This is a genomic window from Streptomyces sp. NBC_00466 (assembly GCF_041433995.1).
GTDB lineage: Bacteria > Actinomycetota > Actinomycetes > Streptomycetales > Streptomycetaceae > Streptomyces.
Map to the genome: position 1 here is coordinate 3,318,708 of NZ_CP107896.1, position 22,222 is coordinate 3,340,929.

At 70.5% G+C, this 22,222-nt stretch carries 17 protein-coding genes; 7 read left to right on the forward strand and 10 right to left on the reverse strand.

Translation table 11 applies throughout. The features are described from left to right. The first annotated feature begins 6 nt into the window (after window positions 1-6). Window positions 7-3,600 (forward strand): thiol reductant ABC exporter subunit CydD, encoded by a 3,594-nt coding sequence (cydD, locus tag OG210_RS14705; RefSeq protein WP_328328851.1) that lies wholly within the window; start codon window positions 7-9, stop codon window positions 3,598-3,600. Between the two features lie 20 nt (window positions 3,601-3,620). Further along, a complete protein-coding gene (locus OG210_RS14710; protein ID WP_328328849.1) occupies window positions 3,621-5,342 on the forward strand; it encodes a GAF domain-containing protein in 1,722 nt (573 codons plus the stop codon). 125 nt (window positions 5,343-5,467) lie between these two features. Here OG210_RS14710 and OG210_RS14715 read toward each other — a convergent pair whose 3' ends face one another. Then, the gene (locus OG210_RS14715) at window positions 5,468-6,322 is read right to left on the reverse strand and encodes an HAD-IIB family hydrolase (RefSeq protein ID WP_328328847.1); all 855 of its coding nucleotides are present in this window, start codon (window positions 6,320-6,322) and stop codon (window positions 5,468-5,470) included. Between the two features lie 199 nt (window positions 6,323-6,521). On the opposite strand from OG210_RS14715, the gene OG210_RS14720 reads away from it, so the two are divergent. Then, the gene (locus tag OG210_RS14720) at window positions 6,522-7,433 is read left to right on the forward strand and encodes an LLM class flavin-dependent oxidoreductase (RefSeq protein WP_328335518.1); all 912 of its coding nucleotides are present in this window, start codon (window positions 6,522-6,524) and stop codon (window positions 7,431-7,433) included. 200 nt (window positions 7,434-7,633) lie between these two features. Here OG210_RS14720 and OG210_RS14725 read toward each other — a convergent pair whose 3' ends face one another. The 4 genes from OG210_RS14725 to OG210_RS14740 all read right to left on the reverse strand — a co-directional run bounded on the left by OG210_RS14725 (window position 7,634) and on the right by OG210_RS14740 (window position 12,465). Beyond that, on the reverse strand, window positions 7,634-8,545 hold the full coding sequence (locus tag OG210_RS14725; protein WP_371540294.1) for a MerR family transcriptional regulator: 912 nt from the start codon (window positions 8,543-8,545) through the stop codon (window positions 7,634-7,636). Between the two features lie 166 nt (window positions 8,546-8,711). After that, window positions 8,712-9,806, reverse strand: a complete 1,095-nt coding sequence (locus tag OG210_RS14730; RefSeq protein WP_328328843.1) for a metal-dependent hydrolase — start codon at window positions 9,804-9,806, stop codon at window positions 8,712-8,714. Next, on the reverse strand, window positions 9,803-11,569 hold the full coding sequence (locus tag OG210_RS14735; protein WP_328328841.1) for an SDR family oxidoreductase: 1,767 nt from the start codon (window positions 11,567-11,569) through the stop codon (window positions 9,803-9,805). The genes OG210_RS14730 and OG210_RS14735 overlap by 4 nt, the downstream gene beginning before the upstream one ends. Further along, on the reverse strand, window positions 11,566-12,465 hold the full coding sequence (locus OG210_RS14740; protein WP_328328839.1) for a M24 family metallopeptidase: 900 nt from the start codon (window positions 12,463-12,465) through the stop codon (window positions 11,566-11,568). Before OG210_RS14740 ends, OG210_RS14735 begins: the two co-directional genes overlap by 4 nt. Before the next feature lie 269 nt (window positions 12,466-12,734). Between OG210_RS14740 and OG210_RS14745 the strand changes: the two genes are divergently transcribed. Genes OG210_RS14745 through OG210_RS14760 form a run of 4 tightly spaced genes read left to right on the forward strand, consistent with a single transcriptional unit; the run spans window position 12,735 to window position 16,277 of the window. Next, window positions 12,735-13,754, forward strand: coding sequence for an ABC transporter ATP-binding protein (locus tag OG210_RS14745; RefSeq protein WP_328328837.1), 1,020 nt, complete (start codon window positions 12,735-12,737; stop codon window positions 13,752-13,754). Continuing rightward, window positions 13,751-14,632 (forward strand): ABC transporter permease, encoded by an 882-nt coding sequence (locus OG210_RS14750; RefSeq protein ID WP_328328835.1) that lies wholly within the window; start codon window positions 13,751-13,753, stop codon window positions 14,630-14,632. Before OG210_RS14745 ends, OG210_RS14750 begins: the two co-directional genes overlap by 4 nt. Next, complete coding sequence (locus tag OG210_RS14755; protein ID WP_371536917.1) at window positions 14,629-15,540, forward strand: ABC transporter ATP-binding protein; 912 nt, start codon at window positions 14,629-14,631, stop codon at window positions 15,538-15,540. The genes OG210_RS14750 and OG210_RS14755 overlap by 4 nt, the downstream gene beginning before the upstream one ends. A 17-nt stretch (window positions 15,541-15,557) precedes the next feature. Beyond that, the gene (locus OG210_RS14760) at window positions 15,558-16,277 is read left to right on the forward strand and encodes an ABC transporter permease (protein ID WP_328328831.1); all 720 of its coding nucleotides are present in this window, start codon (window positions 15,558-15,560) and stop codon (window positions 16,275-16,277) included. Between the two features lie 111 nt (window positions 16,278-16,388). Here the strand turns inward: OG210_RS14760 and OG210_RS14765 are convergent, their stop codons facing one another. From OG210_RS14765 to serS, 5 genes are all read right to left on the reverse strand, one after another. Next, window positions 16,389-17,108 (reverse strand): hypothetical protein, encoded by a 720-nt coding sequence (locus tag OG210_RS14765; RefSeq protein ID WP_371536920.1) that lies wholly within the window; start codon window positions 17,106-17,108, stop codon window positions 16,389-16,391. 227 nt (window positions 17,109-17,335) lie between these two features. Next, window positions 17,336-18,613: a CynX/NimT family MFS transporter gene (locus tag OG210_RS14770; protein WP_371536924.1), complete on the reverse strand. Its 1,278-nt coding sequence runs from the start codon at window positions 18,611-18,613 to the stop codon at window positions 17,336-17,338. 70 nt (window positions 18,614-18,683) lie between these two features. Continuing rightward, window positions 18,684-19,358, reverse strand: coding sequence for a FadR/GntR family transcriptional regulator (locus tag OG210_RS14775; protein ID WP_371536927.1), 675 nt, complete (start codon window positions 19,356-19,358; stop codon window positions 18,684-18,686). Between the two features lie 216 nt (window positions 19,359-19,574). Beyond that, entirely contained in the window at window positions 19,575-20,387 is an 813-nt protein-coding gene (locus OG210_RS14780; protein WP_371536930.1) for an HAD family hydrolase, read from the reverse strand. Further along, complete coding sequence (gene serS, locus OG210_RS14785) at window positions 20,384-21,661, reverse strand: serine--tRNA ligase (RefSeq protein ID WP_328328820.1); 1,278 nt, start codon at window positions 21,659-21,661, stop codon at window positions 20,384-20,386. The genes OG210_RS14780 and serS overlap by 4 nt, the downstream gene beginning before the upstream one ends. Between the last annotated feature and the right edge of the window lie 561 nt (window positions 21,662-22,222).

Consider the following 22,222-nt stretch of genomic DNA (forward strand, 5'->3'; position numbering starts at 1 on the left):
TTTCACGTGAAACCGATCGACCCGCGTCTGCTCCGGTACGCCGGTGCCACCCGTCTCTTCCTGGGCGCCGTGGTGGTCCTCGGACTGGCCGGCGCGGGTCTGGTCGTGGCCCAGGCCATGCTGATCGCCGATGTGGTGGTGGGGGCGTTCCAGCACGGCCTGGACGGATCAGGGCTGCGGACCTCGCTGCTGCTGCTTGTGGCGGTGGCGCTGGGCCGGGGGCTGGTGGCCTGGCTGACCGAGCTGGCCGCGCACCGGGCCGGCGCCGCGGTCAAGTCCGAGCTGCGGCGGCGACTTCTGGAGAGGTCCGCGGAGCTGGGGCCGCAGTGGCTGACCGGCCAGCGGACCGGGTCGCTGGTCGCCCTCGCCACCCGGGGTGTCGACGCTCTGGACGACTACTTCTCGCGCTATCTCCCGCAGTTGGGGCTCGCGGTGGTGGTGCCGGTGGCGGTGCTGGCGCGGGTCGTCACCGAGGACTGGGTGTCGGCGGCCATCATCGTCGGGACGCTGCCGCTGATCCCGGTCTTCATGATGCTCATCGGCTGGGCCACCCAGGCCCGCATGGACCGTCAGTGGAGGCTGCTCTCCAGGCTGTCGGGGCACTTCCTCGACGTGGTGGCGGGACTGCCGACGCTGAAGGTGTTCGGACGGGCCAAGGCGCAGGCCGAGTCGATCAGGACCATCACGGACGAGTACCGGAAGGCGACGCTGCGGACGCTGCGGATCGCCTTCCTCTCGTCGTTCGCGCTGGAGCTGCTGGCGACCCTGTCGGTGGCGCTGGTCGCTGTCGGTATCGGGCTGCGGCTCGTCAAGGGGGAGCTGGACCTGTACACGGGGCTGGTGATCCTGGTGCTGGCGCCCGAGGCCTATCTGCCGCTGCGGCAGGTGGGAGCGCAGTACCACGCGGCGGCCGAGGGGCTGTCGGCCGCCGAGGAGATCTTCGCGGTGCTGGAGACACCACTGCCGACGGGAGGGACCCGCGAGGTCCCCGGCTCGCTCCGGCTGGAGTTGGACCGGGTGACGGTGCGCCATCCCGGCCGTACGGAACCGTCGCTGGAGTCCGCTTCGCTGGTCGTCGGGGCCGGAGAGACGGTCGCGGTCACCGGGCCGAGCGGGGTCGGGAAGTCGACGCTGCTCAATGTCCTGCTGGGCTTCGCGGCGCCGGACGAGGGGCGGGTCCTCGTCGGGCCGGCGGGACCGGTCCCGATGGCGTCCGGAGGGCCGGCCGGAGAGGGCCGGGAATCCGCTGTCGAGCTGGCCTCGCTCTCCCCCGAGCGGTGGCGCGAGCAGATCGCCTGGGTGCCGCAGCAGCCGTATCTGTTCGCGGGCACGATCGCGGAGAACGTACGGCTGGCGCGTCCGGACGCCGATGCGTCCGCGGTGCACGGCGCTCTGCGCGATGCCGGGGCGTACGACTTCGTCGCCGCGCTGCCGGACGGGGCTGACACGGTACTCGGCGAGGGCGGTGCGGGGCTTTCGGCCGGGCAGCGGCAACGGCTCGCGCTGGCCAGGGCGTTCCTCGCCGACCGGCCGCTGCTGCTGCTCGACGAGCCGACGGCGGCGCTGGACGGCGAGACGGAGGCAGGCATCGTCGACGCGGTACGGCGACTGGCGGCCGGCCGCACCGTGGTGCTCGTGGTGCACCGGCCGGCCCTGCTGGCTGTGGCCGACCGCGTGGTCGCGCTGGCGCCCGGCACATCGGCGGCTGCCCCGGCCGGTGGTGACGCTCTCGTGCCGCAGGCCGTTGCCGTGCCCGTACCGCGTGCGGAGCAGATGACGGCCCAGGAGACAGCGGCGACCGGCGTCGTCACGGCCGCCCGGCCCGGACGGCGGAACCCGCTGGCGCGGGTGCGGGAGACCGCCGGTGCGCTGCGGGGGCGGCTGTTGCTGGCCCTGCTGCTGGGAAGTCTCGCGCTGGGCTCGGCCATCGGGCTCATGGCGACATCGGGCTGGCTCATCTCACGGGCCTCGCAGGAGCCGCCCGTGCTCTATCTGATGGTCGCCGTCACGGCGACCCGGGCCTTCGGGACCGGGCGGGCCGTCTTCCGCTATGCCGAGCGGCTGGTGTCGCACGACGCGGTGCTGCGGATGCTCGCCGATCTGCGCGTGGCCGTCTACCGCAGGCTGGAGCGGATCGCACCCGCCGGGCTGAGCCGGGTCAGGCGCGGCGACCTGCTGTCGCGGCTGGTCGCCGATGTGGACGCGCTGCAGGACTACTGGCTGCGCTGGCTGCTTCCGGCCGCGGTCGCCGTGGTGGTGGGAGCGGTCACCATCGGGTTCACGGCCTGGCTGCTGCCCGCTGCAGGGGCGGTGCTCGCGGCAGGGCTGCTGATCGCCGGGGTCGGGGTGCCCGCGCTGAGCGGCCTCTGCGCCCGGCGGGCCGAGCGCCAACTGGCGCCCGCGCGCGGGGTGCTGGCCAGCCGGGTGGTCGATCTCCTCATGGGGACCGCCGAGCTGACGGTCGCCGGTGCGCTGCGCGGGCGGCTGCACAGCACCAGGGATGCGGACCGGACGCTGACCCGGATCGCCTCACGGGGTGCCACCGCCACCGCGCTCGGTGGCGGGCTGACCGCTCTCGTCTGCGGGCTGACCGTCGCCGCCGCGGCGTTCGTCGGCGTACCGGCGGTCCACGACGGCAGGCTCGCCGGTGTGGAGCTCGCGGTGGTGATGCTGACTCCGCTGGCGGCTTTCGAGGCGGTCACCGGTCTGCCGCTCGCCGTGCAGTACCGGCAGCGGGTCAGGAGGAGCGCGGAGCGGGTGTACGAGGTGCTGGACGCGCCCGTCCCCGTACAGGAGCCGGTACGTCCGGCAGCGGCGCCCCGGTCGCCGTTCCCGCTGGAGGCGCGGGGGCTGACCGCGCGCTATGCGGGGCAGTCGGGATACGCGCTCGAGGGGGTGGACCTCAGGCTCGAAGCGGGGCGCCGGGTCGCCGTCGTCGGTCCCTCCGGGTCCGGCAAGACGACGCTCGCGCAGGTGCTGCTGCGCTTCTTGGACCCGGAGGCGGGGACGTACACGCTCGGCGGGGCGGACACCGGCGCGCTGGAAGGGGACACGGTGCGCGGACATGTCGGGCTGTGCGCCCAGGACGCGCACATCTTCGACAGTTCCCTGCGGGAGAACCTCAGGCTGGCCCGTTCCGGTGCCTCGGACGGCGAACTGCGCGGGGCGCTCGCCGGGGCCCGGCTGTTGGACTGGGTGGACGGGCTGCCCGATGGGCTCGACACTCCGGTGGGGGAGCACGGTGCGAAGCTCTCCGGCGGGCAGCGCCAGCGGCTGGCACTGGCCCGCGCGCTCCTCGCCGACTTTCCCGTACTCGTCCTGGACGAGCCGGCGGAACACCTTGACCTGGCGACCGCCGACGCGCTCACGGAGGATCTCCTGACCGCCACCGAGGGGCGTACGACCCTACTCATCACCCACCGGCTCCGCGGGCTCGACGCCGTCGACGAGGTGCTCGTGCTGGACGGCGGGCGGGTCGTGCAGCGCGGACCTTACGCGGAGCTGGCAGCTCTGGAGGGGCCGTTGCGGCGGATGCTGGAGCGTGAGCGGGCGGGCGATCTGCTCGGCAGCCAACTGAATCCGACTTTCCAGTCTAAATAGGACTTACTAGGCTCTGGGGTATGTCAGCTCCGGACCCCACTGATCCCCCGGAAGACTCCCCCGCGGAGAACTCTCCGGAGGAGGACTTCGGCCGGCACGGGCTCTCCGCCGAGTTCACCGCGCGCGTACCGCAGCTGCTGGCGGCCATGCGCTCCATCGGTACGGGCCTCGAACTGCACGCGACCCTGAACAGGATCTGCGAGACCGCCGCCGGGCTGACCGGTGCGCGGTATGCCGCGATCGGCGTCGTGGACCAGGAGCGCGGCGGCCTCAGTGAATTCGTCACCCATGGTGTGCCGGACGATGTGGCCGCACGGATCGGCCACATCCCGGACGGGCACACCGGGCTCCTGGGCGCGCTGATCGAGGATGCCCGCGTCGTGCGGCTCGCGGATCTGACGACCGACCCGAGATTCGCCGGCTTCCCTCCGTACCATCCGCGGATGCGGACGTTCCTGGGCGCCCCCGTGCAGGTGCAGGGAGAGACCCTCGGCAATCTCTATGTCGCGGAGAAGACCGACGGCAGCCGGTTCACCGATGGTGATCTGCACATGGTGCAGGTCCTGGCCACCGAGGCCGGCATCGCGATCAACAACGCCCGGTTGTACGAGGCGGCCAGGCAGCGCGAGCGGTGGATCGACGGCTCGGTGGCTGTCACCACGGCGCTGCTGGCCGGCGGCGACGCGGACGAGGCGCTCACGGTGGTCGCCGAACAGGCACGCCACCTGGCGGAATCGGCCGCCGGAGTGGTCATGCTGCCTGCCGCGGAGGGCGGACTGGAGGTCGTCGCCGTCTCCTGCGACCAACCCAGTCAGGTTCTCGGGCTGATCGTCCCGCCGGAGAGCGGGGTCGTGGCGACACTGCTCTCCGGCGCTCCGGTGTTCGTGGACGACTCGGCATCCGATCCACGGATGATCACTGAAGTGGGCAAGCGGTTCGGGCCGAGCATGATGCTGCCGCTGCACAGCGGCGGCCGTCTGCTGGGCGTGCTGGCCACGCCGCGCGAACGCGGCGCCCGGCCCTTCACGGCGGCCGAACGCTTCCTGGCCTCGCGGTTCGCCTCGCAGGCCGCGCTGGCGCTGATGATGGCGGACGCCCAGCGCGACCGAGAGCGCCTCGCGGTCTTCGAGGACCGCGACCGGATCGCCCGTGACCTCCACGACCTGGTCATCCAGCGGCTGTTCGCCACCGGGATGATGCTGGAGGGCGCCCACCGGCAGTCGGCGGCGCCGGGGGTGCGCGAGGGTGTGGACAAGGCCGTCGGGGAGCTGGATGTGACGATCCAGGAGATCCGTACCGCGATCTTCGCGCTGCAGCAGGGGCCCGCCGAAGCGCCTTCGGGGCTGTGCAGACGGGTGCTGCGGGAGATCAACATGGCGGCCGTACCGCTGGGGTTCAAGCCCACGCACCGCTTCGTGGGCCCGGTCGACTCGGGGGTCGGTGAGCTGACGGGGAAGAACCTGATCGCGGCGCTGCGGGAAGCGCTCTCCAACGCGTTCCGGCATGCCGCTGCCTCCCGGATCCATGTGGAGGTCGATGCCGCGGCGCAGCTGGACGACGGCCGCCCGGCGGTACGCCTCACGGTCTCCGACGACGGGGTCGGCATCCCGGAGGGCGGCAGGCGCAGCGGGCTGCGCAATCTCAGCCGTCGCGCGGAGGCGCTGGGCGGATCGAGTGCCTACGGGCCGGGGCTGGGCGACGGGGGCGGTGGCACGGCGGTGGTGTGGGAGGCGCCGCTGTAGGTGTGCGGGTGTGCGGGTGTGCGGGTGTGCGGACGCGGTGGGCGGAGTGGATGTGCGGATGTGCCGGTGGGGCGGTCCGGGCCGGCCGGGGCGGCGGCCGGGGATGTGGCAGCGGCCTCGCCCGGTCAGCGGGCCTTCAGGATCTGCTCGATGACGACCGCGACGCCGTCGTCGTTGTTCGCGACCGTGCGCCCCGAAGCGGCGGCCACCGCTTCCGGATGCGCGTTGCCCATCGCGTACGAGGTGCCCGCCCACCGCAGCATCTCGACGTCGTTCGGCATGTCCCCGAGGGCGACGACTTCGGAGGGCGAGATGCCGCGCTCCGCACAGCACAGCGCCAGCGTCCCGGCCTTGGAGACACCGGGCCCGCTGATCTCCAGCAGGGCGGTCGGGCTGGACCGGGTGACCGAGGCGCGGCGGCCGACAGCTTCGCGGGCCAGGACGAGGAAGTCGTCGGGTGCCAGTTCCGGGTGGTGGGCCAGCACCTTCAGTACGGGCTGGTCCGCGAGGTCGGAGTCCGTCGCGAGCAGTTTCTCGGCGGGCGCGACGCACGATGCGGCGTCGAACTGCAGGGGCGGGTAGGCCGACTCGTGGTGGATGCCGCCGGTCCGTTCGACGGCGAAGGACGTGCCCGGGGCGGCGGCCCGCAGAATGGAGACCACGTCGAGGGCGTCGGTGCGCTCCAGCGGGAGGACCTTGACGAAGGTGTGCCCGCCCTCGTCGCCGCGGAGGTCGACCACAGCGGCGCCGTTGCCGCAGATGGCCAGGCCGTGGCCGTGGACATGGTCACTGACGACGTCCATCCAACGGGCCGGCCGGCCGGTGACGAAGAAGACGTCGATGCCCGCCTCCTCGGCGGCGGCGAGCGCCGCGATGGTGCGGGCCGAGACGGTTTTGTCGTCGCGCAGCAGGGTGCCGTCCAGGTCGGTGGCGATCAGCCGGGGCGGAAGGGGGGCGGCGGGGCCGTTAGCTGAGGTCACCCGGCCATTCTCCCGTACGGAGGGTCCGGAGCGCACGGGAGTGCGAAGAGCCGCACAGATGAGTACGCACGCGGGTGTGCCGGGGCGGCCGGCGGCGGCCGGATCCGGGCGGGGGCAGAAGCTCGGTGGGCGATCGCCCCGGTCCGGCGGTGACGAGAGCTACGGCCTGAGGGAGCGGGCACCCGTACGACGTAGGGTCGTGGTCATGCGTCTGAGTACCGTGATTCTTCCCGTTCGCCGGTGGAGCGAGGGTGGCCGTGAGCAGTGGGTGCGCGCCGAGGAGCTGGGCTTCCACACCGCGTACACCTACGACCACCTCTCCTGGAGGGTGCCGTTCCGCGACGGGCCCTGGTTCGGGGCGGTCCCGACGCTGACCGCGGCGGCCGCGGCCACCGCGCGCGTCCGGCTCGGCACACTGGTCACCTCGCCGAACTTCCGGCACCCCGTGACGCTCGCGAAGGATCTGCTGTCGCTGGACGACATCTCGGACGGCCGGATCACCCTGGGCATCGGCGCCGGAGGCACCGGCTTCGACGCCACCGCGCTCGGCCAGGAGCCGTGGACACCGCGCGAACGGGCCGACCGGTTCAGCGAGTTCGTCCCGCTCATCGACCGGCTGCTGACCGAGGACACGGTCTCCCACCGGGGCGCCCACTACTCCGCCGAAGAGGCCCGCAATATCCCGGGCTGTGTGCAGCGGCCGAGGCTCCCCTTCGCCGTCGCGGCGACCGGACCACGGGGGATGAAGATCGCCGCGCGGTACGGGCAGAGCTGGGTGACGACGGGCGATCCGAAGATCTTCGAGACGGGCACGCCGCAGGAGTCGGTCGAAGCCGTCCGCAGCCAGATCGGCAGGCTCGGCACGGCGTGCGAGGAGATCGGCAGGGATGCCGCCACGGTGGAGAAGATCCTGCTCACCGGCTTCACGCCCGACGAGGGCCGCCCCATGGAGTCCCTGGACGCCTTCGTCGACTTCGCTGGGAAGTACTTCGCGCTCGGTATCGACGAGATTGTGATCCACGCGCCGATCCCCGGCACCATCTTCGCCGCCGAAGAGAAGGTCTTCGAGCAGATCGCGACCGGGGCACTGGCGCAGCTCGGGCAGCACTAGGCAGTACAACCAGGGAATACAACCAGGACCTGTCGTTGGATCAGGGGCCTTTCGTTCGGTCAGCATGGGAGGCGGCCGGGGGCGCGTGCGCCGGTGTGCATCCGAATTACCTTTTGCGCCCCCTGAGTTAGGCATGATCCACAGGCAAGGTGACTTATCCACAGGCTATTTGGCGATTCTGTGGACAAAGGAAGGGTGATCTACGGCCTTTGGTCGCTTTGCCGGATTCCTTGCTGTGGAAGAGTCAGTGCGTCCAACGCCCTTGCCTGAAGCTCCCGTTCGGTGGCACCGGTGATGAACGCGGCGGCATTCTCCCGGCCCACCAGCCTCTCCACCGCGGTGAGCGTGGCCGCCGGGACCGGTACGGGCGAGGCACCTCCCGGTTGCGCCGGCGGGCTCTCGGGGCCGAAGTGCTGCTGGAGATGGCGGGTGGCGAACAGCCGCATGGCCCGGGCCAGTTCGGCATCGACGCTCTGCTGGGCCAGCGGGCGCAGCCGCCGCACCAGTGAGGCGGCCTCCGCCACATGCGCGTCGGTGGGCCGGGCGGAGGTCAGATAGCGCGCGAAGACGTGCTCCGTCGTGAACTCCAGGAAGCGCGAGGCGATGTGCTCGACCTGGCCGCGCAACTCCCGCAGATGGACCGAGATGGCCTTGAGCGGCACGCCGGCCGCGTGCAGTTCCACCGCCACGGCCAGCTCCTGCGGGCTCGGCACCAGGAACTCGTCGTCGCTGCCGGGCACCCGTTCCAGCACGCCCAGCGCCACCGCGTCGGCGACCGCCTCGTCGTCGGGCACCCCGCCGAACCGCGCGTCCAGCTCGGCACGGGAGATCCGGTCCGCTTCCTCGTCGGTCCACGGGCCGCTGACCTCGGCGACCAGCCCCAGCACCCCGCCGAGACCGCGCCCGGCGTCCCACGCCTCAAGGAGTTCCTTGATGGAGGCGAGGGTGTAGCCGCGGTCGAGCAGCTCGGCGATCTGGCGCAGCCTGGCCAGATGGCTGTCCCCGTAGACGTTCGACCGGCCGCGCCGCTCCGGTTTGGGCAGCAGGCCGCGGTCCTGGTACGCGCGGATCGTACGGACCGTGGCGCCGCTGTGGTGCGCCAGATCCTCGATCCGGTACTCAGGTCCGGCTTCCGCCGCGCGTACCTCTGCCGCCGGTGCTTCTGCCGCTGGTGCTTCTGGCGTCGGCACCTCTGACGTCGGCATTCCTGGCGCGGGTACCTCCGACGCTCTCACCCCGGACACGGCTGCCTCCTTCTGCTTTCTCGGCCTGGCAGGGCTACGGCATGGCCGCGCGGCCTATCGCGCCTGCGGCCGCGCGAGCGGCGGGCGAGGCTGCGAGGTACTCGACCGCCCTGCGCAGCGAGCCCTCCTGGGAGGGATGGTACGACCGCCTGAAGTAGCGGGGTATCGCCGAGCCCAGCTCGCCCCAGGTGGGCAGCAGCCCTCTGGCGACCGCCCGGTTGTGCTTGCGCAGCGAGTACCTCGGCCTGCCCGCCGGCCCGGGGCCCTGGCGCAGGAGAGCGGGGTCATGGCGCATGAGATACGAGCCACCCCACACCCACAGCCACAGCAGCACCGGAGTGACGACGGCCATGCCCTCGATCCGGCGGGCGTAGCGCGGCAGCCCTGCGCCGCCGCAGTGCTGGTACATGTCGAAGGCCACGGCCCGGTGTTCCACCTCCTCCGCGCCGTGCCAGCGCAGCAGGTCGAGCATGACGGCGTCTGACCCGGCCCTGTCGAGGTCGTCGGCGCCCAGCACCCAGTCCCCGAGGACCGCGGTGAACTGCTCGATCGCGGCGATCAGCGACAGCCGGAAGCGGAGCCACTCCCGCGCCGGGACCGGTATGCCGAGCGGCGGCTGCTCACCGAGCAGTTTCTCGAAGAGGAAGTCGACATGCCGGGTGTACGCCGCGGTGTCGAGCCGCTGGGAGGCCAGGTGGTCCAGGACATGGGAGTGCTGCACGCTGTGCGTGGCCTCCTGGCCCATGAACCCCTTGACGTCCTTGAGCAGTCCGGGGTCGTCGACGAGTGGCAGAGCCTCCTTGAAGACCTTCACGAACCACCGCTCGCCCGCCGGGAGCAGCAGATGCAGCACATTGATCACGTGGGTGGCGGTGGGCTCGCCCGGTATCCAGTGCAGCGGGGTGTTCTCCCAGTCGAAGGAGACCCGGCGCGGCGCGATGACGTATGGCCCGGGCTCCGGACGGGCTCCCGGCTCCAGGCGCGCTCCCGGTTCCGGATGCTCACTCGGATCTGTGTGCTCACCCCGATCCGCGTGCCCTCCCCGATCCGCGTGCCCTCCCGGATCCGTGTGCGGTTCCCTGTCCGGCGGCGGCCCCATGGACGCTTCCGGGCCCTGTCCGTCGCTCACAGCGGCGGCTCCATCCGGGCGACGGCGCGCAGGGCCTTCGGTGCGAACCGGGACATGAAGCGGGCGCCTCGTGCCTCGGGTGTCACCGGTACCACCGCCCGGTTGTTCACCACGGCGGAGAGAATCGCGTCGGCCACCTTCTCCGGCGGGTAGTTGCGCAGCCCGTACAGCCGGGACGACTTCTTCTGCCGGCGCTTCTCCTCCTCAGCCGATACGCCCGCGAACCGTGCGGTGGACGTGATGTTGGTGTTCACGAGGCCCGGGCATATCGCGGTGACCCCGATGTCCTGTCCGGCCAGTTCGGCGCGCAGGCACTCGCTCAGCATGAGTACGGCGGCCTTGGACGTGGAGTAGGCCGGGAGCGCCTTCGAGGGCTGGTACGCGGCTGCCGAGGCGGTGTTGACGATGTGGCCGCCCTGGCCGCGGTCCGCCATCTGCCTGCCGAAGAGCCGGCAGCCGTGGATGACGCCCCACAGATTGACGTCGAGGACCTGTTTCCAGTCCTCGCTGGTGGTGTTCAGGAAGGAGCCCGAGAGCCCGATGCCCGCGTTGTTGACCAGGACATCGACCGTCCCGTACTCGGCGGCGACCTTCTCGGCGAGCTTCTCCATCGCCTGTTCGTCGCTGACGTCCACCTCCTCCCCCCAGGCGTCGGGGGAGCCGATCAGCCGCGACATCTCCGCGGTGCGTGCCGCCCCTTCCGCGTCCCGGTCGACGGCCACGACCCGCGCTCCCGATTCGGCGAACGCGAAGGCGGTGGCCCGGCCGATCCCGCTCGCGGCGCCCGTCACCAGGACGAGGCTGCCGCTGAAGCGGTCGGCGTACTTGCCGGTCGCCGCTGTCTGCGGGGCGGGCCCCGGGGTCTCGTTGGCGGCGACGAAATCCCCGATCCAGGCGGCCATCCGGTCCGGCCTGGTGCGTGGCACCCAGTGCTTGGCCGGCAGGGTACGGCGCGTCAGCTGCGGTGCCCAGTGCTCCAGTTCGTCGTAGAGGCGCTCCGAGAGGAAGGCGTCCCCGGTGGGCGTGATCAGCTGGACGGGTGCGTGCGCGTACGCGTCACTGCGCGGCCTGCGCAGCCGGGACCGGACGTTGTCACGGTAGAGCCAGGCGCCGTGCGCGGCGTCCGATGGCAGCGAAGCCGTCGGGTAGTCGCCGGACGGCACCTTCTCGATCCGCTCCAGGATCTTCGGCCACCGTTTGCCGAGCGGTCCGCGCCAGGCCAGCTCCGGCAGCACCGGCGTATGCAGCAGGTACACGTACCAGGACTTGGCTCCCTGGCCGAGCAGTTGGGCCGTCATGCGCGGGGTCGGCCGGGACATCCGCTTCTTGATCCACTGGCCGAAGTGGTCGAGCGAAGGACCGGAGATCGAGGTGAACGACGCGATCCGGCCCTCGGCGCGCGGCACCGTCACGAACTCCCAGGACTGCACGGATCCCCAGTCGTGGCCGACGAGGTGCACCGGCTCGTCGGGGCTGACCGCGTCCGCCACGGCCAGGAAGTCGTCGGTCAGCTTCTCCAGGGTGAAGCCGCCGCGCAGCGGTACCGGCGCAGACGACCTGCCGTGGCCCCGGACGTCGTACAGCACCACGTGGAAGCGCACGGCCAGTTGCGCCGCGACCTCGGTCCAGACCTCCTTGCTGTCCGGATAGCCGTGCACCAGCAGTACGGTCGGCCGGTGCGGGTCGCCCAGTTCGGCGACGCACAGCTCGATGCCTCCGGTACGGACCCAGCGCTCGCGCGCCCCTTCGGTTCCCTTGCTCATGCGGCCTTCTCCTCTGCCCAGCGCCGCACATGCGGCAGGTCGTCGTCCAGCCAGAAGGCGCTCTGCTCGGGGTCGGCCGAGTCGGTGACGACCAGGATCTCCTCGAACTTCGCGCCCGTGCCCCGGAATCCGAGGTGGGGCTCGACCGCCCACAGCCCCGGCCGAGGCGGGTGGTCGGAGAACTTGTACGGGCTCCACAGCGGCGACCAGCCGTCCCGGTGGCCGTGCAGGGCATCGCTCGCCAAGCCCTTCAGGGACTGGGTGCCGAACCCGAACACATGGGGCGACCAGCGGCGTTCCTTGACCTCGTCGACCTTGTGCGCGATCACGCCGAACGGATAGGCGCGGTGCCGGTTCGCGTACCCCTGAGCGGCCATCAGCCGCTCCACGTCCTCGTAGATCGTGCGCAGCGCGCGTTTCTCACGGACCTCCCGCAGGATGAGGTCGCGGTGCGCTTCCAGGTCGGCGAGCAGCTTGTCGTGCACGGGGTTGAGGCCGAGGCAGCCCGAGTAGCCGATATCGGCGGTGAAGCCGCGGAAGACAGGGGCCATGTCGAGAATGAACGGCATCCCGGCTTCGAGCCGCCGGTTCGTCGGGAAGAACTGCAGCGGCACTCTGAACCCCGCGAAGGCGGTCCGGTCCCCGAACCAGGCGAACGGCAGGTGGAACCAGTCCCGTACACCCCGCCGGTACAGCCACTCGCGCTGCATCCGCGCCGCATCGCGTTCGGTCACCCCCGGTCTGAGCTGCGCGGCGACAGCCTCTGCGCAGGCGTAGGCGAGGGTCTGCACCTCTCTGAACCCCCGCAGCCGCGCGGCCTCCCCGCTGCCCTGCGCGAACGGCCGTGCGGCCGGGCCACCTGCCCACCGCGCTGCTGCTTTCACCCCTGAGGCCATGCCACCTGTCCGTCCCGTCCGTGTGCGGTACGTGCTCGTAACTTGACACTGATGAATGTGACAATGCCCGGCGGCTACGTCAAGGGCACCGCCTGACCTGTGGACAACGGCCTGTGGACAACTCCTCCCGGGACGCCCCCTGTGCCGCCCCCTACCCTCCTTCTCCCCCTCCCGTATCGGGCCCCTACGGGTCCGTACCTCTGGAGGGGGACAGGGATCCAGCCGTCTGGGCTGACGCCCGGCCTGAGCCGCGCCACTACCTTCGGAAGGTGACTGTGATCGCGACCGAAAGCCTGAGCAAGCGGTTCCCGAGGGTGACCGCGCTTGACCGGCTCTCCCTGGACATCGGACCCGGTGTGACCGGACTGGTGGGATCCAACGGAGCCGGCAAGTCCACGTTGATCAAGATCCTGCTGGGTCTGTCCCCCGCCACGGAGGGCCGGGCCGCCGTGCTCGGGCTCGATGTCGCCACCAGTGGCGCCGAAATCCGTGAGCGCGTCGGGTACATGCCCGAGCACGACTGCCTGCCGCCCGACGTCTCGGCCACCGAGTTCGTCGTCCACATGGCGCGCATGTCCGGACTGCCGCCCACCGCCGCACGGGAGCGCACCGCCGACACGCTGCGCCACGTCGGCCTCTACGAAGAGCGCTACCGCCCCATCGGCGGCTACTCGACCGGGATGAAACAGCGCGTGAAGCTGGCCCAGGCGCTGGTCCACGACCCGCAGTTGGTGCTGCTCGACGAGCCGACGAACGGCCTGGACCCGGTCGGCCGCGACGACATGCTCGGGCTGATCCGCCGGGTGCACACCGACTTCGGCATCTCGGTCCTGGTCACATCGCACCTGCTCGGCGAGCTGGAGCGGACCTGCGACCACGTCGTCGTCATCGACGGCGGCTCGCTGCTGCGCTCCAGCTCCACCAGCGACTTCACGCAGAGCACCGCGACGCTGGCGGTCGAGGTCACCGACTCCGACACCCATCCCGACGGGACGCGGGCACTCCGCGAGTCGCTGGCTGCGGCAGGCGTGACGCTGCACGAGGGCACGGAGGAGGGGCTGCCGGGCGCGGGCCACATCCTGCTGGTCGAAGCGGCGGGCGAGGAGACGTACGACCTGGTCCGTGACACGGTCACCGACCTGGGGCTCGGCCTCGTACGGATGGAACAGCGCCGCCACCACATCGCGGAGGTCTTCCGCACCGACCAGCAGAACCAGTCACGGGACCAGCAGCAGAACCACCCGCCGGCCCAGCCCGGCCAGCCGAAGCAGGAGGTGCAGGCGCGATGAGTACCGAGACCAGTCAGATCCACAACATCGGATACCGGAACTACGACGGACAGCGCCTGGGCCGCGCCTACGCCCGCCGTTCGCTCTTCGCGCAGTCGCTGCGCGGCGCCTACGGTCTGGGCCGCTCGGCCAAGTCCAAGGTGCTGCCGATGATCCTCTTCGCGGTGATGTGCGTGCCCGCGGCGATCATCGTCGCGGTGGCCGTGGCGACCAAGGCCAAGGACCTGCCGCTCGACTACACCCGGTACGCCATCCTCACGCAGGCCGTCATCGGGCTGTACCTCGCCGCGCAGGCCCCGCAGGCCGTCTCCCGCGATCTGCGCTTCAAGTCCATCCCGCTGTACTTCTCCCGGCCCATCGAGCGCGTCGACTACGTCATCGCCAAGTACGCGGCGATGGCGTCGGCCCTCTTCATTCTGACCGGAGCGCCCCTGGTGATCCTCTACATCGGGTCGCTCCTCGCCAAACTCGACTTCGCCCACCAGACCGAGGGATTCGGCCAGGGGATGGTCTCCGTCGCGCTGCTCTCGGTGCTCTTCTCCGGCATCGCGCTGGTGGTCGCCGCGCTCACCCCGCGCCGCGGCTTCGGGGTCGCCGCGGTCATCGCCGTTCTGACCATCACGTACGGCGCGGTCTCCACGGTGCAGGCCATCGCCTTCAACCAGGACGCCGCCGGCGCCGTCACCTGGCTCGGGCTCTTCTCCCCGATCACGCTGATCGACGGCGTGCAGACCGCGTTCCTCGGCGCCACCTCCGCCTTCCCGGGCGGGACCGGTCCGGGAGCGGGTGCCGGCGTGGTCTACCTGCTCGTCGTTCTCGCGCTCATCGCCGGCTCGTACGCCGTCCTGATGCGCCGCTACCGGAAGGTCGGGCTGTGACCACGATCAACATCGACCACACCTCGCGCTGGTTCGGCAACGTGGTGGCGGTCAACGACATCACCATGACGGTCGGCCCCGGGGTGACCGGACTTCTCGGCCCCAACGGCGCCGGAAAGTCCACCCTCATCAACATGATGGGCGGATTCCTCGCTCCGTCGACGGGCACGGTGACACTCGACGGCGAGCCGATCTGGCGGAACGAGAACGTCTACCGGCAGATCGGGATCGTGCCGGAGCGGGAGGGGATGTACGACTTCCTCACCGGCCGCGAATTCGTCGTGGCCAACGCCGAACTGCACGGCCTCGACGAGCGCGCCGCACAACAGGCGCTCGCCACCGTCGAGATGGAGCCTGCGCAGGACCGCAAGATCGCGACGTACAGCAAGGGCATGCGGCAGCGCGTGAAGATGGCGTCCGCCCTGGTCCACAACCCCAGCGTGCTGCTGCTCGACGAACCCTTCAACGGCATGGACCCGCGCCAGCGCATGCAGCTCATGGAGCTGCTGCGGCAGATGGGCGCGGAGGGCCGCACGGTGCTCTTCTCCTCGCACATCCTGGAGGAGGTCGAGCAACTCGCCTCGCACATCGAGGTGATCGTGGCGGGACGGCATGCCGCGTCCGGCGACTTCCGCCGGATCCGCCGTCTGATGACGGACCGGCCGCACCGCTATCTCGTACGGTCCAGCGACGACCGGGCCCTCGCCGCCGCGCTGATCGCCGACCCGTCGACCGCCGGTATCGAGGTGGACATCACGGAGGGCGCGCTGCGCATCCAGGCGGTCGACTTCGGCCGGTTCACGGCGCTGCTGCCGCGCGTCGCCCGTGAACACGGCATCCGGCTCCTCACCGTCTCGCCGTCGGACGAGTCCCTGGAATCGGTCTTCTCGTACCTCGTAGCGGCCTGAAAGGAGCTGTGACGCCCATGTACAACCCCACAGTCGCCCGGCTCACCTACCGGGCCCTGCTCGGTCGCCGCCGGGCCGCGATCCTCTTCGTGCTGCCCGCGCTGCTGATCGTGATCGCCGCCGCGGTACGCACCTTCAGCGGCGCCGACGACCAGGTCGCCGCCGATGTGCTCGGCGGGTTCGCCATGGCCACGATGGTGCCGCTGATCGGCGTCATCGCGGGTACGGGTGCGATCGGCCCGGAGATCGACGACGGTTCGATCGTCTATCTGCTGGCCAAACCGGTGAAGCGCCCCACGATCATCTTCACGAAACTCATCGTGGCGATCGCCGTGACGATGGCGTTCTCCGCGATTCCGACCCTCATCGCGGGCCTGATCCTCAACGGTAACGGCCAGCAGATCGCGATCGCCTACATGGTCGCCGCGCTGGTCGCGTCCATCGCGTACGCCGCGGTCTTCCTGCTCCTGGGCACGGTCACCCGGCACGCGGTGGTCGCGGGGCTGGTCTACGCCCTGGTCTGGGAGGGCCTGTTCGGCAACCTGGTACCGGGTGCGCGCACGCTGAGCATCCAGCAGTGGTCGCTCGCCCTGGCGGAGAAGATCGGCGCGCCGGGTGCGGTCAGCTCGGACGTCGGACTGCCTCTGGCCGTGGTGCTGCTGGCGGGAGTCACCGTGCTCGCCACCTGGTACGCGGGCCAGAAACTGCGACGGCTGACGCTGGCCGGCGAGGAGTGAGACCTGGGGGCCGGGGGCGGGAGCGACGGGGTGCCGTCGCTCCCGCCCCCGGCCCCTTTATCGGGCTTCCTCGGGGCTTTTCCTCGGTGGGGCTCTCCCCGCGCAGGGCTTTCAGCGCCGGCGACGACGTCGGCGCTGCCGGCATTGCTGCGGCGCCTGGTCTGCCGGGTGCGGCAGTCGGCGCTTGACCTCAGCCATGTCCTCGCTGAGATCCGACAGCCGTACGCTCATGGCACCGACGACACGGTTCGTGGCGTCGAGCCGTCGGTCCAGCGCCTCCAGGCGGTCCGACATCCGGGCCAGTACGGGGCCCAGCTCCCGCAGCGCGGGGCCGACCTCGCTCATCGCGGACTCCAGCTGTGTGACGCGGCGGTCGAGCCCGTCGAAACGGGGGTCCGACACCGGCGCCCGGTGCTGCTCCTCGGTGTCGAGGAGGTAGCCCGTCACACGACGGGCGACTTCGCTGTCGCGCAGGAGCATGGCGATGTTGAGGACAGCGCGGCGGGGGAAGAGACGGAGGCGAACCAACCCCTGTGGATAACTTTTCGCTTCACCGCGGGATGAGGTGGTCAAAACGACCACTTCATGTTCCCGCAGCTCATCGCCGGTAAGAGTGAACAATCCACTGCTCGCCAGCTCGTCACGATGGCGCCGGACGATGCTGTGCACAGCCTCCCTGTGGACACCGAAGTACTGCGCGACACCGTCCGTGGTGACGTGCAGTCCGTCCGGTAGCAACTGCAATGCCTTGACCTTGTCCAGGACGTCGACGCGCCCCAGATGGTCTGCGCGCAGCGCGCGCGATTCGAGCAGGGCGATTTCGGTTGGCATGGATGAGCCTGCCGTTCATGGTCATTCGGTGCATGACAGTGACGGCCCTCTCCCCGGGCTTCAGGGGTGGAGATCCGCTCATCTACGCCACGTACTCAATGACCGGCCCGGCTTCCGCCTCGGCACCGGCACTCCCCGACTTCACGCGCTCTCGTCGCCTCGAACCCCAGTTGCCTCCACGCGCACTGACCAACGACCTGACAGTCGTACAAGTCACGCGTCCGCGCTCACCCGGCGGCCTGGACCTTCCTGTCCCGGGCAGCGAGCAGGCCCACCACCAGGGCCGCCGCACATACCCCGAGCACCAGGGCGATCGGCAGGGTCCAGCTGCCCGTCGCCTGGTACACGGCGCCGGCCGTCAGCGGGCCGACCGCGGCGAGGAGGTAGCCGACCGTCTGCGCCATCCCGGACAGCCGCGCCGCCGTCTGCGCGTCGCCCGACCGCAGCACGATCAGCGTCAGGGCCAGCCCCACCGCGCCGCCCTGCCCGACACCCAGCACCGCCGACCACAGCCAGGCACCCGACACCGGGGCGATCATCAGGCCCGCGTAGCCGACAGCCACCATCGAGGTGACCAGCACGATCAGCGGGCGCTGACTGCGCATGCGGCCGGCCAGCAGGGGTACGCCGAAGGCCCCGGCGACCTGGACCAGGTTGTTGAACGCGAAGATCACGCCCGCTGTCGAACGGCTCATCCCGTGGTCGGTGAAGATCGTCGGCATCCAGGCGATCAGCACGTACGACCAGAGCGACTGAAGGCCCATGAACAGCGTGACCTGCCAGGCCAGCGCCGAGCGCCAGATGCTCCTGGCCGGTCCCGCACCCGCCGGAGTGACGCGCACCTCGTGGCCGGTACGGCCGCGGGTGATCAGCACCTGCGGCAGCCACGCCACGGCGGCGACCGCGGCAAGCAGCGACCAGCAGGCCAGCGAGGCCTGCCAGCTGTTTCCGAACGCCTTCTCCAGCGGGACCGAGGCCGCTGCGCAGAGGGTGGCGCCGCCGATCATCGCGCCCGTGTAGACCGAGGTCATCGACGCGGCCCGGTCCGGGAAGTCCCGCTTGATCAGCCCTGGCATCAGGACGTTCAGCAGGGCTATCGCGGTGCCGGCCAGCACTCCGCCGCCGTACAGGGCGAACACGGACGGCAGAACCCGCACGAGAATGCCGACGCCGAGCAGGATCAGCGCGCACAGCAGAACCGCTTCGGTACCGAAGCGGCGGGCCAGCCAGGGGGCGATCATCGCGCCCACTCCGAGGAACAGCACCGGCACGGAGGTGACCAGGCTCGACGCTGTCGACGAGAGGCCGAACGTGCTGCTGATCTCGCCGATGAGAGGTGACACGCTCGCCAGCGCCGCCCGCATGTTGAGCGAGGCCAGCACGATGCCGATGAACAGCACCGCGGGGTGCGCGATCAGAGCGCGCCGTGCGGCGGCCCCTTCACGGGACGGCCGGACGTCGGCCTCCGCGTCGGGAAGCAGTTGTTCCAGGTCCGGGCGGGACACGTCGGGCACCTCTCAGCGTTTCTGTTCGTGTGTCGGTGGTTGTGGGCGGTGGTGCGGGTGAGGTGCCTGGTCAGCGGCCCACCAGTCGGCGGACGACGTCTATCGGTACCTGGAGCAGTGCGCGGGCAGCCTGTTCCGCCGCTGCCGGGTCACCGCTCTCGACCGCGTCGACCAGCGCCTCGTGGGCGGTGAGGTCGATCGGCGGCATCTGCTGGTCGCCGAGGGCGGTGACCAGGGATTCGTGTATCTGGGTCGAGAAGAAGCGGTAGACCTCGGCGAACGTGGCGTTGTGCGTGGCCTCGACCACCCCCAGGTGGAAGGCGAGGTCGGCGTCGGCCGCCCGGTCGCCGTGCTCGTGGAGGTCCCCGAGGGCTTCCCGCAGCCAGTCGAGGTCCGCCGCGTCCCTGCGGACGGCTGCCAGCCTGGCGGCCTCCGTCTCCAGGGCGACCCGCAGCTCCAGGATGTCCAGCACACCCGCGTGGCCCATCGTGCGGAGCACAGCGGAGGGGTCGGCGGTGGAGCGCACGAAGGTGCCGTTGCCCTGGCGGGACTCCAGGAGCCCGGCGTGCACCAGGACGCGTACCGCCTCGCGGACGGTGTTACGTCCCACGCCGAGCTGCTCGGCGAGGTCGTGCTCGGTGGGAATGCGGTCGCCCACTGACCACTCCCCGTCGGTCAGCTGGTCCCGCAGTTGTTGGACGACGGTGTCCACGAGGGAGTGCCGTCCTGCCGCGCGCAGTGCCATCTCGTCGCCCCATGTTCGTCTGGCGTGGTGTCCGGGTCACCCGGTTGCCCAGTCATCCTACAACTGACTTCATAGAGCTGAGGGTCACCCGACCGGTCGCCCATTTGTTCTGCCGGTCACCCGGCCAGCCGGTCACTACGGCGGCCACCCGATCACCCGGCCAGCCGACGCCCCGCCCAGCCGGTCAGCCCCCTAGCCGCTCAGCCACCCAGCCGTTCAGCCCTGGAGCAGCCGTTCCAGCACCACGGCGATGCCGTCGTCCTCGTTGGACGTGGTGATCTCGTCCGCCACGGCCTTCAGGGAGCTATGGGCGTTGGCCATCGCCACCCCGTGCGCAGCCCAGCCGAACATCGGGATGTCGTTGGGCATGTCCCCGAAGGCGATCGTGTCCGCGGCCGTGAGCTTCAGGCGCCGGGCCGCCAGCGACAGACCCGTCGCCTTGCTCAACCCGAGCGGCAGGATCTCGACCACGCCCTCACCCGCCATGACCACGTCCACCAGGTTCCCGACGGACTGCCGTGCGATCTCCGCCAGCGCGTCGTCGCCCAACTCCGGGTGCTGTATGTAGACCTTGTTGATCGGCGCGGACCACAGCTCGTCCCGGTGGTTGAACCGCGCCACGGGGAGCGGCCCTTCATTCACCCGGTAGTCCGCACTCACCACCACCTCGCCGTCGAGGCCGTCCCGGCTCGCGGCCAGCGCCAGCGGACCGGTCTCCGTCTCGATCTTGGCGAGCGCGACAGCGGCCAGCCTGCGGTCCAGGGTGACGGAGGTGAGCAGCCGGTGCTCACCCGCGTGGTAGACCTGCGCCCCCTGCGCACACACCGCGAGGCCCTCGTAACCGAGGCTGTCGAGGATGTGCCGGGTCCATGGAACCGCCCGGCCCGTGACGATGATGTGCGCCGCCCCCGCCGCGGTCACCGCGGCGAGTGCGGCGCGGGTGCGCTCGGAGACCGAACCGTCGTCACGCAGCAGCGTGCCGTCGAGGTCCGTGGCGATCAGCCGGTAGGGCAGCACGGGGGTCGTCACTTGGACGCGGGCTCCAGAGTCTCTCGTCCGCCGAGGTAGGGCCGCAGCACCGGCGGGACCCGGACCGAGCCGTCGGCGAGCTGGTGGTTCTCCAGGATCGCCACGATGGTGCGCGGTACGGCGCAGAGCGTGCCGTTGAGCGTCGACAGCGGCTGGACCTTCTTGCCGTCGCGCATCCGGACCGACAGGCGCCGCGCCTGGAAGCCGTCGCAGTTGGACGCCGACGTCAGCTCGCGGTACTTGCCCTGCGTCGGGATCCACGCTTCGCAGTCGAACTTCCTGGAGGCCGACGCCCCCAGGTCGCCGGTCGCCACGTCGATCACCTGGAAGGGCAGCTCAAGGCTGGTCAGCCACTGCTTCTCCCACTCCAGGAGCCGCTGGTGCTCGGCGGCCGCGTCGTCGGGGTGCACGTACGAGAACATCTCGACCTTGTTGAACTGGTGCACCCGGAAAATGCCCCGGGTGTCCTTCCCGTACGTGCCGGCCTCGCGGCGGTAGCTGGGGGAGAACCCCGCGTACCGCAGCGGCAGTTCAGCGGCGTCGATGATCTCGTCCATGTGGTACGCGGCGAGCGGGACCTCGGAGGTGCCGACCAGGTAGTAGTCGTCCTTCTCCAGGTGGTAGACGTTCTCGGCGGCCTGGCCGAGGAAGCCCGTGCCCTCCATGGCGCGCGGGCGGACCAGCGCCGGTGTCAGCATCGGGATGAACCCGGCCTCGGTGGCCTGCGCGATCGCCGCGTTGACCAGCGCCAGTTCGAGCAGTGCGCCGATGCCCGTCATGTAGTAGAAGCGTGAGCCCGAGACCTTCGCGCCGCGCTCCGTGTCGATGGCCCGCAGGGACTCACCGAGCTCCAGGTGGTCCTTGGGTTCGAAGCCCTCGGCCGCGAAATCGCGGATGGTCCCGTGCGTCTCCAGGACGGTGAAGTCCTCCTCGCCGCCGACCGGGACGTCGGGGTGGACCAGGTTGCCGAGCTGGAGCAGCAGGCGCTTGGTCTCCTCGTCGGCCTCGTTCTGCTCGGCGTCGGCCGCCTTGACGGCGGCCGAGAGCTGCCCCGTCTTCTTGAGCAGCTCGGCCTTCTCGTCTCCCGAGGCCTTGGGGATCAGCTTGCCGAGCGTCTTCTGCTCGGAGCGGAGTTCGTCGAACCGGAGTCCGGACGACCTGCGCCGCTCGTCGGCGGAGAGCAGGGCGTCGACGAGGGCGACGTCCTCTCCACGGGCGCGCTGGGAGGCGCGAACACGGTCGGGGTCCTCACGGAGCAGGCGAAGGTCAATCACCCCACCAGGCTACCGTTGCCCGCTTCCCGTACTCGACTTGATATTCACTGTGCTGCATCTCCAGTGACGCTTTGTCCGGATTGATGCACTATCTATGGAATGGTGGAGCGGGGCGGGATATCCCGGCGACGGCGCTGTGTGCCCCTCGCCGGCCGGAGGTCAATAAAGGTGACCGATTCCCCGGAACGAAGCATTCCGGGTGAAACCGTTGACTCATTTCCCTTGCGCCGGGCGGGACTTGGGCTCGCTTGTCCACAGGGATCCACAGCTCGGATTAGTTATCCACAGGCTGTGTGGGAAATCTGTGGATGGCGAAGGAGATGGTTCCGAAAGCCCCACAGTCAACCGACTGTTTGCTGGGATTTCCCCTTCAAACCCCCTCTGCAAGCTCATTCAGGTGGGAATTGATCGCTCTGAAGGGTTGATCGGCGGAATTGGGGTGACAGCTCCCCACCTGCTGAACTGTGGACGGAAGTGCCGTCACTAGGCCGATTTGTCGACCATGTCGGCTTGCCCTGTCGACTTGTCCCCAGGTCGAGACAGGACCTGTGGATAACTTTT